This window comes from Pelagibacterium sp. H642 (assembly GCF_031202855.1).
Classification (GTDB): Bacteria; Pseudomonadota; Alphaproteobacteria; order Rhizobiales; family Devosiaceae; genus Pelagibacterium.
This window is the reverse complement of the sequence record NZ_CP101829.1, coordinates 792416-806238: the sequence shown is the minus strand read 5'-3', so window position 1 is coordinate 806238 and position 13823 is coordinate 792416. Positions and strand designations below refer to the sequence as shown.

At 63.4% G+C, this 13823-nt stretch carries 11 protein-coding genes; 7 read left to right on the top strand and 4 right to left on the bottom strand.

What is annotated here, in order from left to right; translation table 11 throughout:
* Window positions 1-549: 549 nt before the first annotated feature.
* The 3 genes from hisS to hisG all read left to right on the top strand — a co-directional run bounded on the left by hisS (window position 550) and on the right by hisG (window position 4555).
* A complete protein-coding gene (gene hisS / locus NO934_RS04025; RefSeq protein WP_309162422.1) occupies window positions 550-2124 on the top strand; it encodes a histidine--tRNA ligase in 1575 nt (524 codons plus the stop codon).
* 650 nt (window positions 2125-2774) lie between these two features.
* Window positions 2775-3848, top strand: coding sequence for an ATP phosphoribosyltransferase regulatory subunit (locus NO934_RS04020; protein WP_309162421.1), 1074 nt, complete (start codon window positions 2775-2777; stop codon window positions 3846-3848).
* Complete coding sequence (gene hisG / locus NO934_RS04015; RefSeq protein WP_309162420.1) at window positions 3848-4555, top strand: ATP phosphoribosyltransferase; 708 nt, start codon at window positions 3848-3850, stop codon at window positions 4553-4555. The genes NO934_RS04020 and hisG overlap by 1 nt, the downstream gene beginning before the upstream one ends.
* 606 nt (window positions 4556-5161) lie before the next feature.
* Here hisG and NO934_RS04010 read toward each other — a convergent pair.
* Window positions 5162-5545 (bottom strand): DoxX family protein, encoded by a 384-nt coding sequence (locus NO934_RS04010; protein WP_309162419.1) that lies wholly within the window; start codon window positions 5543-5545, stop codon window positions 5162-5164.
* 244 nt (window positions 5546-5789) lie between these two features.
* Here NO934_RS04010 and NO934_RS04005 point away from each other — a divergent pair, with 244 nt between their 5' ends.
* Window positions 5790-6539, top strand: a complete 750-nt coding sequence (locus NO934_RS04005; protein WP_309162418.1) for a TSUP family transporter — start codon at window positions 5790-5792, stop codon at window positions 6537-6539.
* Here NO934_RS04005 and NO934_RS04000 read toward each other — a convergent pair.
* Complete coding sequence (locus NO934_RS04000; protein ID WP_309162417.1) at window positions 6536-7315, bottom strand: sulfite exporter TauE/SafE family protein; 780 nt, start codon at window positions 7313-7315, stop codon at window positions 6536-6538. The two genes, NO934_RS04005 and NO934_RS04000, sit on opposite strands and share 4 nt — an antisense overlap.
* Window positions 7316-7560: 245 nt before the next feature.
* On the opposite strand from NO934_RS04000, the gene NO934_RS03995 reads away from it, so the two are divergent.
* Window positions 7561-7908 (top strand): DUF1428 domain-containing protein, encoded by a 348-nt coding sequence (locus NO934_RS03995; protein ID WP_309162416.1) that lies wholly within the window; start codon window positions 7561-7563, stop codon window positions 7906-7908.
* 154 nt (window positions 7909-8062) lie between these two features.
* Here NO934_RS03995 and groL read toward each other — a convergent pair whose 3' ends face one another.
* On the bottom strand, window positions 8063-9703 hold the full coding sequence (gene groL, locus NO934_RS03990; protein WP_309162415.1) for a chaperonin GroEL: 1641 nt from the start codon (window positions 9701-9703) through the stop codon (window positions 8063-8065).
* Between the two features lie 50 nt (window positions 9704-9753).
* Entirely contained in the window at window positions 9754-10044 is a 291-nt protein-coding gene (locus NO934_RS03985) for a co-chaperone GroES (RefSeq protein ID WP_309162414.1), read from the bottom strand.
* Between the two features lie 260 nt (window positions 10045-10304).
* Between NO934_RS03985 and NO934_RS03980 the strand changes: the two genes are divergently transcribed.
* Window positions 10305-11441 carry a glycosyltransferase family 2 protein gene (locus tag NO934_RS03980; protein WP_309162413.1) on the top strand — a complete coding sequence of 379 codons (1137 nt, stop codon included), beginning with the start codon at window positions 10305-10307 and terminating at the stop codon, window positions 11439-11441.
* Between the two features lie 721 nt (window positions 11442-12162).
* Window positions 12163-13692: a glycosyltransferase family 39 protein gene (locus tag NO934_RS03975; RefSeq protein WP_309162412.1), complete on the top strand. Its 1530-nt coding sequence runs from the start codon at window positions 12163-12165 to the stop codon at window positions 13690-13692.
* Window positions 13693-13823 lie beyond the last annotated feature (131 nt).

The window sequence follows — 13823 nt, the reverse complement described above, 5'->3', positions numbered from 1 at the left end:
AACTTTTCGTCCAGCCGCCACAGGGCGCACTGGCTCCATGTTGCTGGACGCGAAAGGAGGGACGATCAGCCGTCCCCGAACGCGACCAAGGGTTGAGGTTTGGTTGGAATCCGGGCGGCAGGACGCAAATGTGCTGTCGTCAGGATTGCTGATTTCTGGAGGTGTTTTGGAAGATCGAGCCTAAGCGAGCGACCCGATTACCGCGAGGTTATGTCAGGCTTTGAGGCCGTTAAAACCGTTGCGGGTGAGGCAGCGGGTCATGACCCAGCCGCGACCTTCAACACCACGGGTGAGGACGTGAGCGTATGCTGTCATATGACGTCTCCCGAAGGCTTTGGCGCCCATTGCAAGCACCGGTTGAAGGTACCAACCTCATAGCTCACGAATCCGTGACCGCCAACCCCTGATGTGGCGGGATGTCGCAGTTGATCGCCGCCTGTGGCGCTTGAGCAACACCGCCCGCTCGCCTTGTCTCGATTGGCCTTATCGTTTAGGAACTCCCCGTAACGCAAAACCCTCCGGTTTCCGCCGGGGTCAGGGACTTTTCACATGGCTAAGAACACTGCGCTCATCGAACCGCGCCTGCCGCGCGGCTTCGTCGATTCCGAACCGGGCGATCTCGCCGCCATCGAGCAGATGGTCGCGAAAATCCGGCATGTGTATGAGCGCTACGGCTTCGATCCCCTCCAGACCCCGTTTTTGGAATACACCGAAACGCTCGGAAAATTCCTGCCCGACACCGACCGTCCCAACGCCGGCGTCTTCTCGGTTCAGGACGATGACGATCAGTGGATGAGCCTGCGCTACGATTTGACGGCCCCGCTCGCCCGCTATTTCGCTCAGAACTATCAGGACCTTCCCAAGCCGTTCCGCTCCTACCGCCAGGGCTGGGTGTTCCGTAACGAAAAGCCCGGCCCCGGCCGCTTCCGCCAGTTCATGCAGTTCGACGCCGACACCGTCGGCGCCGCCGGCCCCGAAGCCGATGCCGAAATCTGCATGATGATGGCCGACACGATGGACGCGCTCGGGCTGGCGGGCAAATACGTCGTGCGGGTCAACAACCGCAAGGTGCTCGATGGCGTGATGCAGGCCATCGGAGTGACCGACGAAGCCCAGAAACTCACCGTCCTCCGCGCCATCGACAAGCTCGACAAATTCGGCCCCGAAGGCGTCCGCCTTCTCCTCGGTGAGGGCCGCAAGGATGAGAGCGGAGATTTTACCGAGGGCGCAGGCCTATCGGACGCATCCATTTCCTTGTTACTGGAATATGTTCAACTTAATGAACTCCTCGAAAAAATGTTTGATGAAGAGCTGGAGCGCTTTCCGTTGGACGAACAGCGCAAGCTCACTCCCGAAAAGACCCATGAAATTGCCGCCAGGGTAACGCTGAAGGCTTTGGATTTTGTCGCAGAGAATAACCCCGGCTCGTTGTCAGGGGTCGAAGAGCTGAAGGCGATGTCCGGTCTATTTTATGCAGCCGGCTACGGTCCCGACCGTATCAAGATCGACCCCTCCGTCGTCCGCGGCCTCGAATATTACACCGGCCCTGTCTTCGAAATCGAACTCACCTTCAAGGTCCAGAACGAAAAGGGCCAGGACGTCGTCTTCGGCTCGGTCGGCGGCGGCGGCCGTTACGACGGTCTCGTCTCCCGCTTCCGCAACGAGGAAACCCCGGCCACCGGCTTTTCCATCGGCGTTTCCCGTCTCGCCTCGGCTCTGAAACTCACCGGCAACCTCGAGGACCGGCCCGTAACCGGCCCCGTGGTCGTGACCGTCATGGAAAAAGACCGCATCGCCGACTACCAGAAAATGGTCGCCGATCTCCGCAACGCCGGCATCCGCGCCGAACTGTTCCTGGGTTCCTCCAAGAACATGGGCAAGCAGATGAAATACGCCGACAAGCGCAACGCTCCGGCCGTCATCATCCAGGGATCGGACGAACGCGAGCAGGGCATCGTCCAGATCAAGGATTTGGCCGAAGGCGCCGAAGCCGCCGCCTCCATCACCGACAACGCCGCCTGGAAAACCGAACGCCCCGGCCAATATTCGGTCCCGCGCGAACAGATGGTCGATTTCGTCAAGCAAATCCCCGCCGTCGCCGCCTGGATGAAGGCAAACGGGTGATGGCCGCCTCCCGCGCCTCCAAACTCACCCTGGACTCCGGGAATCGATCCCGGGGCAACAACGCTGGTTTCAAGACCCAGCGCTTCCCTGAACTCACCTTGTCATCCCGGAACCTGTTCGCGGAATCCAGCCCAATGCCTGCCAAACGCACGGCGGTCCGATAATGATCGCCAACCTTATTTCCCTTGGCCGGCCCCTCACCCCCGTCCCCTCTCCCCAGCGGGGCGAGGGGGGCTCTCGCCGCAGCGCCCAGCCTTCCTTCTCCCCGCCAGGGAGAAGGTGCCCCGAAGGGGTGGATGAGCGGCCTGCAGCACCGGCCAGGAACTCTGAACTTGCGTTTGTCCCATTCCCCTTCTCCCCGCCGGGGAGAAGGTGCCCCGAAGGGGCGGAAGAGCGGCCTGCAGCACCGGCCAGGAACTCTGAACGTTCGTTTGCCCCATTCCCCTTCTCCCCGCCGGGGAGAAGGTGCCCCGAAGGGGCGGATGAGGGGCCTGCAGCGCTCGCCAAACACTCTGCGATAGTTCGGGCCCCGTTACCCTTCTCCCCCGGTGGGAGAAGGTGGATCGCCCAAAGGGCGAGACGGATGAGGGGGGACAGCCTTTCGGTCCTGCGCCAGAGCTTGCGTGTGTCTTCTGCCACTGGAGCCCGCAATGTCCGCTAACACCCGCCGCGCGTCCCTCCACGCCCTCATCTCCGCCCCTGGCGTCACGGTCTCCACCCCGCCAATCCTCATCCCGCCCGCTGCTTATTTCGACCTCGCCGGCGAGGAACTTGGCGCGCGCATGATCCTGACCCAGGGCCCGGACGGTTCGGAATTCTGCCTGCGCCCCGATTTCACCCTGCCCATCGCTATCGAGCACATCGCGACCGGCGCGGCCACCCCCGCAGCCTATGGCTATCTCGGGCCGGTCTTCCGCCAGCGCGCCGATGGTCCCGCCGAATTCGACCAGGGCGGCCTCGAACTCCTGGCGCTCCCCGATGCCGACGCCGCGCTCGGCCGCGTCATCGCCTTCGCCCGCGCCGTGATCGACATCTACGGCGTCACCGCTCCCACCATCCGCATGGGCGATATCGATCTCTTCGAAACCATCCTCGCCGCCTGCGACATGCCCGATGTCTGGCGCCCGCGCATCCGCGCCCGCTATGGTCACCCCGAGGCCATGGCCGGCCTGCTCGATCGGCTGGCCGATCCTAAACCCCCTGCCGCCGGTCCCGCCGGCCTGGCCGAAGGCGACATCGCCGAATGGGTGCGCGAGCTGATGCTCACCAATGGGCTCAGCCTCACCGAAAGCCGCAGCCCCGAGGAGATCGCTCAGCGCTACCTCGAAAAGCAGGCGCTCGAAGCCGCCCATGTTCCCGGCCAGAGCATCGACCTCTTGCGCAACTATCTCGCCATCTCCGGCCCGGCCGATAAAGCGCTCGCCGCTATCGAAAGCCTCGCCTCGGCCACCGGGATAAATCTCGCCGCAGCTCTTTCGACCACCCGCCGCCGCTTGGCCCAGCTTCGCGATGGCCTCTTGGGCCATGTGCTGTTCGATGCCGGCTTCTCCCCGCGCCTCGATTATTACACCGGCATCACCTTCGAGGTGACCGGGGCAGGGGGGCTGGTTCTGGTCTCGGGCGGGCAATATGACCGCCTGCTGCGCCGCCTCGGCGCGCCCGAAGATATCCCCGCCGTCGGCTGCGCCGTCTGGGCCGATCGTCTCGAAGCGGAGGTGCAATGATGAGCACCATCATGCTCGCTCTCCCCTCCAAGGGCCGCATCCAGGAAGAAGCCATCGCCGTCTTCGAAAAGGCCGGCCTTCCCATCGAACGCCCCGGCGGCGCGCGCTCCTATCTGGGCGAAATGGCCGCCATGCCCGACGTGGTCGTCCGTTTCCTCTCGGCCTCCGAGATCGCCCGCGAACTCATTCGCGGCACCATCGACATCGGCATCACCGGTGAGGATCTGATCCACGAATCCGCCGAAACCGGCCCGCAACAAGTCGAAATCGTCAAGCGCCTCGGCTTCGGCCGCGCCGATGCGGTGGTGGCCGTTCCCGATAGCTGGATCGACGTCACGGCGATGGCCGACCTCTCCGACGTCGCCGCCGACTTCCGCGCCCGCCATGGCCGCTGGCTGAAGGTGGCGACCAAATTCGTCAACTTGACCCGCCGGCATTTCGCCCGCCACGGCATCGCCGAATACCGGATCGTGGAAAGCCTGGGCGCCACCGAAGCCGCCCCCGCCTCCGGCGCGGCCGATCTCATCGTCGATATCACCACCACCGGCTCGACCCTCCGGGCCAACGGCCTGCGCGTGCTCGAGGATGGCGTGATGCTCAAAAGCGAATCCCTGCTGGTCGTCGCCCGCAACGCCGAATGGCACGCCGGCAAGCTGGCCACCCTGAACATGCTCCTCCAACCCCTCGGCGCCGCCGCGTTCTCCTAAGGAAGGGACACCTCGGCGCGCGGCTATTTCGAACTTCTGATGCAGCGCTTACGTTTCTGCCGAGGACCTGCCACCGGCTACCCTTCTCCCCTTGAGGGAGAAGGTGGATCGCCCGCCGGGCGAGACGGATGAGGGGTGCGCTGAGCTTCAGCAACCACCACCGTGGCGCTTGAGATGCTGAGCCCCCTCATCCCCCGGCCCCTCTCCACTAGGGGAGAACAGGGCTCTTGGGACATGCTCCTGAGAAAACCAGCAACTCTGCGCTCGCGTTTATTCCCCTTACCCTTCTCCCCTGGTGGGAGAAGGTGGTCGCGAGGCGGTCGGATGAGGGGTGCGCTGAGCTTCAGCAACCACCACCGTGGCGCTTGAGATGCTGAGCCCCCTCATCCCCGGCCCTTCTCCACTAGGGGAGAAGGGGGCTCCTGGGACATGCTCCTGAGAGAGCCAGCAACTCTGCGCTCGCGTTTATCCCCGTTACCCTTCTCCCCTGGTGGGAGAAGGTGGCCGCGAAGCGGTCGGATGAGGGGGGCGCTGAGTCTCCGCACCCACCTCATTTCCGGAAAGACCTTCAAGCAGGCGCTGAGACGACGCTTCAGCGCCTGCCTCTCACCCCCTGCGCTCGTCCACCGACAGTGCACCCGCACCAAACGCGATGACGTAGAGCATGCCGCCGGTGATCGCGAGGTTCTTCATGAACGCGGTCATCTGGTTGGCATCGGCAAAGTCGGTGTGGAAGATCAGCGCCGAAAGCAGCGTGAAGGCGGCCAGCGCCGCTGCCGCCCAGCGGGCCCTAAAGCCGATGGCCAGCATCAGCCCGCCGACGATTTCGACGATGATGGTGGGCCAGATCAGAATGCCGGGCACGCCATAGGCTTCCATATAGCCCACATTGCCCTCGATGGCGGGAATCTTGTTGAACCCGGCAAGAATGAAGATAACCGCGAGCAGAATGCGCCCGGCGGTCGGAAGATAGGTCTGAAGCGACGTCATGATTGTCAGCGCCCGTTTTGATTTGCGATGACGAGACACTGCCTCAAACCACTCATGTGTAAAATCCGCCCGCTCCCGACAGATTGTTCGTTATTTCCGCACCAATCGCCACCTCCGATTGAGTTGCAAACCGTCGCGGTTCATGCCAGCAAGCGCGGCAGATAAATAAAGGCATCATCCCGGCGTTTCGCGCGAAAGGCCGGGATGATCGGCGCGCTCGGCGCCTCGTGGAGTAAAGCTTTCCGTGTTCGATATCTGGGTCCTTCTCGCCCTGGGCGGCGTTGGCGTCGTCGCCGGCTTTGTCGATGCCGTGGCGGGCGGCGGCGGCATGATCACCATTCCCGCCCTGATTTCGGCCGGCCTGCCGCCCGTCACGGCGCTGGCCACCAACAAGGCCCAGTCCATCGTCGGCACCACCATGGCCGCCTACACCTACTGGCGCAAAGGCTATGTCTCCCTGCTGTCGCTGGTGCCCTCCATGGCCGCCGCCTTCGCCGGCTCGTTCCTCGGGGCCATCGTGCTCAAGCAGGTCGATACCTCGGCGCTTGAAATCGCCGTTCCGGTGGCCATCATCGCCGTGGCGCTCTATTTCACCCTCTCGCCTTCGATCAAGGATATCGACGGCGCGGCACGGCTCGATTTTTCCACCTTCGTGCCCGTCTTTGCCTTCGTGATCGGCTTTTACGATGGCATTTTCGGTCCGGGCACCGGCTCGTTCTTCATCCTGGCCTTTGTCGCCCTTTTCGGCCTGTCGGCGGCGCGCGCCTCGGCCCACACGAAGGTGCTCAACGTCACGTCCAATTTCGCGGCGCTGAGCTTTTTCGTCTTTGCGGGCGATGTCATGTGGCCGGTTGCCGCCGTCATGGCCGCCGGCCAGGTGCTGGGCGGCTATCTCGGCGCCATCACCGGCATCCGCTTCGGCGCGAAAGTCATCCGCCCACTGGTGGTCGTGTTCTCCATTGCACTGGCCATCAAGCTCTTGTTCTTTCCCTAACCGGCCAGCATGTCCCAGGTCTGGTATCCAGCCAGACAGATCACCAATATCCCCACCGCATACATCAGCCCGCGCGTGGGCACGCGCTTGACCACCAGCCCGGCCAGCGGCGCGGCCATCAGCCCGCCCACGACGAGCCCTGCCACCGACCATGCATGATCGACGAGTTCGCCCGCTTCCTCCCAATGTCCCGAAAGCAGCGCGAACAGAAACGCCGCCGAAATGGACGAGGCCAGCAGGAATTCGGCGGCGTTGACGGTCCCGATCACATAGCGCGGCTTGCCGCCCGAGCCCACCAGGGTGGAGGTCACCACCGGTCCCCATCCGCCTCCGCCCGCCGCGTCGGCAAATCCACCGACAACGCCCAGCGGCGCAACGAAATGGGTCTTGGGGTCGAGCCCTGGCGATACGCCTCGGAACGCGCGATAGAGGATGAAGCACCCCATGATGGTCAGATAGGCGGTAACGAACGGCCGCGCCACGCTGCCATCGACGCTGGTCAACAGATACGCCCCCAGCACGCCGCCCAAAACACCAGCCGGTGCCAGGCGCCAGAACAATCTCCAGTCGATATTGCGATGCGCCACATGGCTGGTGGCCGAAGCCGCCGTGGTAAACACCTCTGCCGCATGCGCCGTCGCCGAGGCATAGGCGGGCGACACGCCGAGACTCAGCAGCACCGTCGAACTGATCACCCCATAGGCCATCCCCAGTGCCCCATCGATGAGCTGGGCCAGAAAGCCGACCACCGCGAACAGTATGAAATCCCCACCCATCAATGTCCTCCTCCGGTGTGTGGAGAAATGCTATCGAATAGTCGACCAAACAAGTAGTGTAATAACGAGAAAAATGTCACCGCCGAGCCCGAGCAACATAGAATGGATTTGCGCGCTCACGGTTCAAAGTTGGCATCTCGAGTCTCCGCCAGCGAAAAATCCCGCGCGGATGTCGGCTCGGCGCCCCATTGTGCGTCTTTACTCTGCACTCCCGCACACGTCGCGGGCAGCAGAGGAGATTGATCATGCCCTATATCGAAGGATTTGTTGCCGCAGTTCCCACGGCAAATAAGGACGTCTATCTCAAGCACTCAAGGGAAGCCGCCGAGTACTTTAAAAAGCTCGGCGCTACCCGGCACGTCGAATGCTGGGGAGACGATATCCCCAAAGGCGAGGTCACCGATTTCTTTGGCGCCGTGAAGGCCAGGGATGACGAGACAGTCGTGTTCAGTTGGGTCGAATATCCCGACAAGGCCACCCGGGATGCCGCCAGCCAGAAGATGTCGGAAGATCCAAACATGACCGGCATGGACATGCCGTTCGATGGCAAACGCATGATCTGGGGCGGGTTCACCGTCCTCATGGACGAGTAGCGAGCCTGCAAACCAAAAAGGGCAGCGCCGAAACGCTGCGGGAAGTTGGCAAACGAAAAGGGCAGCGCCGAAACGCTGCCCTTCCCGTTCGAGACCCGGAGAGGTCCCAATCCCGTACTTAAGGCGCGAAGAGCGCCCGGCCGGTATGGATTTCTTAAAAATCCATGCCGCCCATGCCGCCCATTCCGCCGCCGGCCGGCATTGCCGGAGCAGCTTCCTTGGGCAGTTCGGCAACCATGGCTTCGGTGGTGACCAGAAGGCCGGCAACCGAGGCTGCGTCCTGCAGGGCGGTGCGGACCACCTTGACGGGGTCGATGATGCCCATCTGGATCAGGTCGCCATATTCGCCGGTCTGGGCGTCGTAACCATACTTGTCGTCGCCGTTGTCGAGGATCTTGCCCACGACCACCGAGCCTTCGTCGCCGGCATTGTTGGCGATCTGACGGACCGGTTCCTGAAGCGCGCGGCGCACGATGGCGATACCGGCTTCCTGGTCGGCGTTGGCGCCCTTGGCGGAGAGGTTGGACGAAGCGCGCAGCAGCGCGACGCCGCCGCCCGGAACGATGCCTTCTTCAACGGCAGCGCGGGTCGCGTTGAGCGCGTCGTCGACACGGTCCTTGCGTTCCTTCACTTCCACTTCCGTGGCACCGCCGACGCGGATCACGGCAACGCCACCAGCGAGCTTGGCCAGGCGTTCCTGGAGCTTTTCGCGGTCGTAGTCCGAGGTGGTTTCCTCGATCTGCGCCTTGATCTGGTTCACGCGGCCTTCGATGTCGTCCTTGGAACCCGCACCATCGACGATGGTGGTGTTTTCCTTGGAGATCTCGACGCGCTTTGCGGTGCCGAGCATGTCGAGGGTGACGTTTTCGAGCTTGATGCCGAGGTCTTCCGAGATCACCTGGCCACCGGTGAGGATCGCGATGTCCTCGAGCATGGCCTTGCGGCGATCGCCGAAGCCCGGAGCCTTGACGGCAGCAACCTTGAGACCGCCGCGCAGGCGGTTGACCACCAGGGTCGCCAGCGCTTCGCCTTCAACGTCCTCGGCGATGATCAGCAGCGGACGCTGGCTCTGCACCACGGCTTCGAGAACCGGCAGCAGGGCCTGGAGGTTGGAGAGCTTCTTTTCGTGCAGCAGGATGAGCGGATCATCGAGCTGGGCGACCATCTTTTCGGTGTTGGTCACGAAATAGGGCGAGAGGTACCCACGGTCGAACTGCATGCCTTCGACGACGTCGAGTTCGGTCTCGGCGGTCTTGGCTTCCTCGACGGTGATGACGCCTTCATTGCCGACCTTCTGCATGGCGTTGGCGATCATCTCGCCGATTTCCTTTTCGCCATTGGCAGAAATGGTGCCGACCTGTGCGACTTCCGAGGAGTTCGAGATCTTGACGGCCTTCGAAGCGAGCTTTTCGACAACTTCGCCCACGGCCAGATCGATGCCGCGCTTGAGATCCATCGGGTTCATACCGGCAGCAACGGCCTTGACGCCTTCGTTGACGATGGCCTGGGCCAGAACCGTGGAGGTGGTGGTGCCGTCACCGGCGATGTCGTTGGTCTTGGAAGCGACGGTGCGCAGCATCTGTGCGCCCATGTTCTCGAACTTGTCTTCAAGTTCGATTTCCTTGGCAACCGTCACGCCGTCCTTGGTGATGCGCGGAGCGCCGAAGCTCTTTTCAATCACCACGTTGCGGCCCTTGGGGCCCAGGGTCACCTTGACCGCATTGGCCAGGATGTTGACGCCGCGCACCATCTTGTCGCGGGCGTCGGTCGAGAACTTTACGTCTTTGGCGGACATGCGAGTTTACTCCGAATGAAATAAGAAAAAGACGTGAGAAACGCTGAAAATCAGGCTTCGATCACGCCCATGATGTCGGACTCTTTCATGATCAGCAGGTCTTCGCCGCCGATCTTGACTTCGGTGCCGCTCCACTTGCCGAACAGCACGCGGTCGCCGGCCTTCACGTCAAGCGGGGTCACCTTGCCGCTTTCGTCGCGGGCGCCCGGGCCAACCGAAACGATCACGCCCTCGGAGGGCTTTTCCTTTGCGGTGTCGGGGATGATGATGCCGCCAGCGGTCTTTTCCTCGCTGTCGACGCGCCGGACCACAACGCGGTCATGCAGGGGACGGAAGCTCATGGTCGCTCCTTGGAACGTAGTGTTGAGATCGATTTCCTCCGCTGTTAGCACTCTTTGGAAGAGAGTGCCAACAGCATGGCCGACGAGATAGGGAGACGCTGAAGGGGAGTCAAGCGCGCCGAGGGCAAAAAATTTTGCATCGCCCTGCCGGGCTTGCTATGCGAGGTGCACCGCGACGGCGCGAGATCGAAACCCGCATCCAGGCGGCGCCCCTGCATTTGCACATCCCGGCTATCCTGGGGACAAAAGAAGACGATACAATGACTGCTCTCGCCCCCCACGATTCGCTTGCCGCCCAGTGGACGGCGCCGACCCTTTCGGTGGTCGTCCCCACCTTCAACGAGCGCGACAATATCGGCCCGCTGATCGAAAAGCTCGAGGCCGCCCTCGCCGGCATTGCCTTCGAGGTGATCGTCGTCGACGACGACAGCCCCGATGGAACCGCCGAACTCGCCAAGTCCATCGCGCTTGAAAAACCGCATGTGCGCTGCATCCACCGTGTCGGGCGCCGTGGCCTGTCCTCGGCCTGCATCGAGGGCATGGCTTCCTCGGCCGCCGAATTCGTCGCCGTCATCGATGCCGACCACCAGCACGACGAAACCATCCTGCCCCAGATGCTGCAAAAGGTCCGCGAGGGCGCCGATATCGCCGTGGGCTCGCGCTATACGGGCGAGGGGAGTTCGCAATCGGGCTTTTCCGCCGGCCGCCAGATGGGCTCGAGCATCGCCACGCGCCTTTCGGGCATCCTCACGGGCAAGTCGCTGTCCGATCCCATGAGCGGCTTTTTCCTCCTCCGCCGCTCCCTGTTCAGCCGGATCGTGCCCTCCCTGTCGCGGGAAGGCTTCAAGATCCTGCTCGACATCATCGCCACCGCCAACCGCACCTTGGGCGGCAAGCTGGCGATCGCCGAAGTGCCCTACAGCTTCCGTCCGCGCCATGCGGGCGAAAGCAAGATGAGCCCCCTGATCGTCGCCCAGTTCCTCGGGCTGATCGTCTCCCAGATCTCGCGCGGCTTTCTCCCCACCAGCTTCCTGCTGTTCGCCCTGGTGGGCGCGTCCGGGGTCGTCGTGCACATGGCGGTTTTGACCTTCGTTTTCGAAGGGCTCGATTTCAACTTCGCCAACAGCCAGTTGGTGGCGACCCTCATCGCCATGACCACCAATTACGTGCTCAACAACGAATTGACCTACGCCGACAAGAAGCTGCGCGGCGCCCGCTTCTGGACCGGGCTTTTGAGCTTCTACGTCGTGTGCAGCTTCGGCGCGATCGCCAACATCTCGGTCGCCAGCGTCCTGTTCGAAGCCAACCTCGCCAATTTCTTCATCGCCGGCATCGCGGGGGTGGTGATGAGCGTCGTCTTCAACTACGCCGTCACCCGCGTCTTCACATGGCGGTAGCAAGATGATTGCCGCATCCCAACCGGGCGAGGGGCTTTTGTGCCAGAGCGCCCGCGGCGTCCTGTCCTTCGCCCCCTTGGGGGAGAAGGTGGCCGCGAAGTGGACGGATGAGGGGGACGCGGCGATGGCCAAGCGTATTGGTTCTCGCGATAATGCCCCACACTGCGCCCGCTCCCCTGGCAGCGTTGCGGATTGTCGGGTTAAGCCCGACAATGACGACCGAGTGGGGCAGGGCGCCGCTGCAAACAAGCCACCTGTCATTTCGGGACGTGCTCCCGGAATCCAGCAACAGAGCTTATCCAGCCACATGCCCGGCCGCCCTATGACTCCCAACCCGACGTCTACCCTCTTACCTTTCGCCCCCTTGGGGGAGAAGGTGGCCGCGAAGCGGACGGATGAGGGGGAGGCGGCGACGGCCAAGCGTATTGGTTCTCGCGATAATGCCCCACACCGCTCCCGCTCCCCTGGCAGCGTTGCGGATTGCCGGGTCAAGCCCGACAATGACGACCGAGTGGGGAGGGCGCCGCTGCAAACAAGCCATCTGTCATTCCGGGACGTGCTCCCGGAATCCGGCAACAGAGCTTATCCAGACACATGCCCGGCCGCTCTATGACTCCCAACCCGACGTCTACCCTCTTACCCTTCTCCCCTGGTGGGAGAAGGTGCCCCGAAGGGGCGGATGAGGGGGGCGCAGCCTCGGCCCGACCCACAGGAGCCCATGATGCCCACTAACCCCCGCATCGGCCCCTTCACACCCCTCCAGGCCACCCTCATCCTCATCGCCGTCACCTTCGTCCTCCGCCTCATCGGCGCGGCGCTGATCGGTTGGGGCACGGGCGAGGCCTATTACCTGGCGTCGGCCCGCCAGTTCCACCTCTCCTATTTCGACCAGCCCCCCCTCTCGCTCTGGACCATCTGGGCAACGCTGCAATTGACCGGCTCGGAAAGCCTGCTGGTCATCCGCTTGCCGTTCGTTGCCATGTTCGCGGTCTCCACCTGGCTTGTGTTCGACATCACCCGCCGCATCCACACGCCGCTCGCCGGGTTCTATGCGGCGCTGATCGTCAATGCCTGCGTGCTGTTCTCGCTCTCGATCGGCTCGTGGACCCAGCCCGACGCGCCCATGCTGCTGTTCTGGCTCGCCACGATCCGCGTGCTGGTCGAAATCTTCTTCGGCGCCGGCGCCAGACGCCCCTACCTTTATTGGGGGCTCGCAGGCCTCTTCCTCGGCCTCACCTTTCTATCGAAATACCACGCCGCCTTCCTCGTCGCCGGCACCGGCTTGTTCGTGCTTTTGAATTCCACTCAGCGCCGCTGGCTCACCCACGGCGCCCCCTGGCTCGCCCTTGTCATCGCGCTGGCGATCTTTTCCCCGGTCATCGTCTGGAACGCCCAGAACGATTGGGCGTCCTTCGGCTTCCAGGGCGGCCGCGCCCTCGCCGAATCCGAATTGCGCTGGAACGGGCTCATCCGCATGATCTGGGGCCAGCTCCTCTATATGGTCCCCTGGCTCGCCATCCCGGCGCTCTATATCGGGGGCAGGGCGCTTGCCGCCGGCCCGCGCGGCCAGTTCCCCTCCGGCACCGTGCCGGGCGCGGCCGCGCTGTTCGCCTATATCGGCTGGCCGCCTATCATCTTCTTCACCCTCGTCGCGCTCTGGAGCGATACCCAGTTCCACTTCCACTGGCAGGCTCCGGGCTATCTCATGCTCTTCATGCTGATGGGCGCCTGGGCGGCCAACCGTGAGGGCAGGGGCGTGCGCATCTGGCTCTATGGCTCGGCGGTCGTCACCCTCGCTATCCTGACGCTGCTGGTCTCCCACGCCGCCACCGGCTGGGCGCGCACCGTCTTCCCCGGCGATTGGGAAGACCCCACCGCCCTCCAGCTCCCCTGGACCGAGCTGGGCGAAAATCTTGCCGATCGCGGCGCCTTCGGCCAGGGCGAACTGTTCGTCGCCGGCATCAACTGGATCGATTGCGGCTATGTCGACACGCAAGTCGCCGGCCGTCTCCCCTTCGCCTGCTTTGGCGACGACACCCGCAATCTCGGCTTCAATTTCGATCCCGCCGCTCACACCGGCTGGAACGCCTATATCGTCGACCAGACCGGCGACCCCGACCGCGTCATCGAAGCCTATGGTGACCGCTTCGAAACCATCGAGCACCTCGAAACCCTCACTATCTCCCGCAACGGCGTTGTGGAGTTGACCGACATCCAGCTTTTCTACGCCGAGGGTTTCGCCGGTCGGTAGCGCTGCGCAGCGAGCGCTGCTCGCCCGCCATGGCGTCTTTTGCGAGCAGGCAATGAAAACGAGAGCGGGTCACCCGCAATGAGCAGCTCAGCGCGGTGCGTGCAGCCGGAGGACACGACATTTCAAGCGTT

Coding starts and splice junctions, on each gene's coding strand:
- hisS (WP_309162422.1), top strand. CDS start 550: ATGGCTAAGAACACTGCGCTCATCGAACCGCGCCTGCCGCGCGGCTTC.
- NO934_RS04020 (WP_309162421.1), top strand. CDS start 2,775: ATGTCCGCTAACACCCGCCGCGCGTCCCTCCACGCCCTCATCTCCGCC.
- hisG (WP_309162420.1), top strand. CDS start 3,848: ATGAGCACCATCATGCTCGCTCTCCCCTCCAAGGGCCGCATCCAGGAA.
- NO934_RS04010 (WP_309162419.1), bottom strand. CDS start 5,545: ATGACGTCGCTTCAGACCTATCTTCCGACCGCCGGGCGCATTCTGCTC.
- NO934_RS04000 (WP_309162417.1), bottom strand. CDS start 7,315: ATGGGTGGGGATTTCATACTGTTCGCGGTGGTCGGCTTTCTGGCCCAG.
- NO934_RS03995 (WP_309162416.1), top strand. CDS start 7,561: ATGCCCTATATCGAAGGATTTGTTGCCGCAGTTCCCACGGCAAATAAG.
- groL (WP_309162415.1), bottom strand. CDS start 9,703: ATGTCCGCCAAAGACGTAAAGTTCTCGACCGACGCCCGCGACAAGATG.
- NO934_RS03985 (WP_309162414.1), bottom strand. CDS start 10,044: ATGAGCTTCCGTCCCCTGCATGACCGCGTTGTGGTCCGGCGCGTCGAC.
- NO934_RS03980 (WP_309162413.1), top strand. CDS start 10,305: ATGACTGCTCTCGCCCCCCACGATTCGCTTGCCGCCCAGTGGACGGCG.
- NO934_RS03975 (WP_309162412.1), top strand. CDS start 12,163: ATGCCCACTAACCCCCGCATCGGCCCCTTCACACCCCTCCAGGCCACC.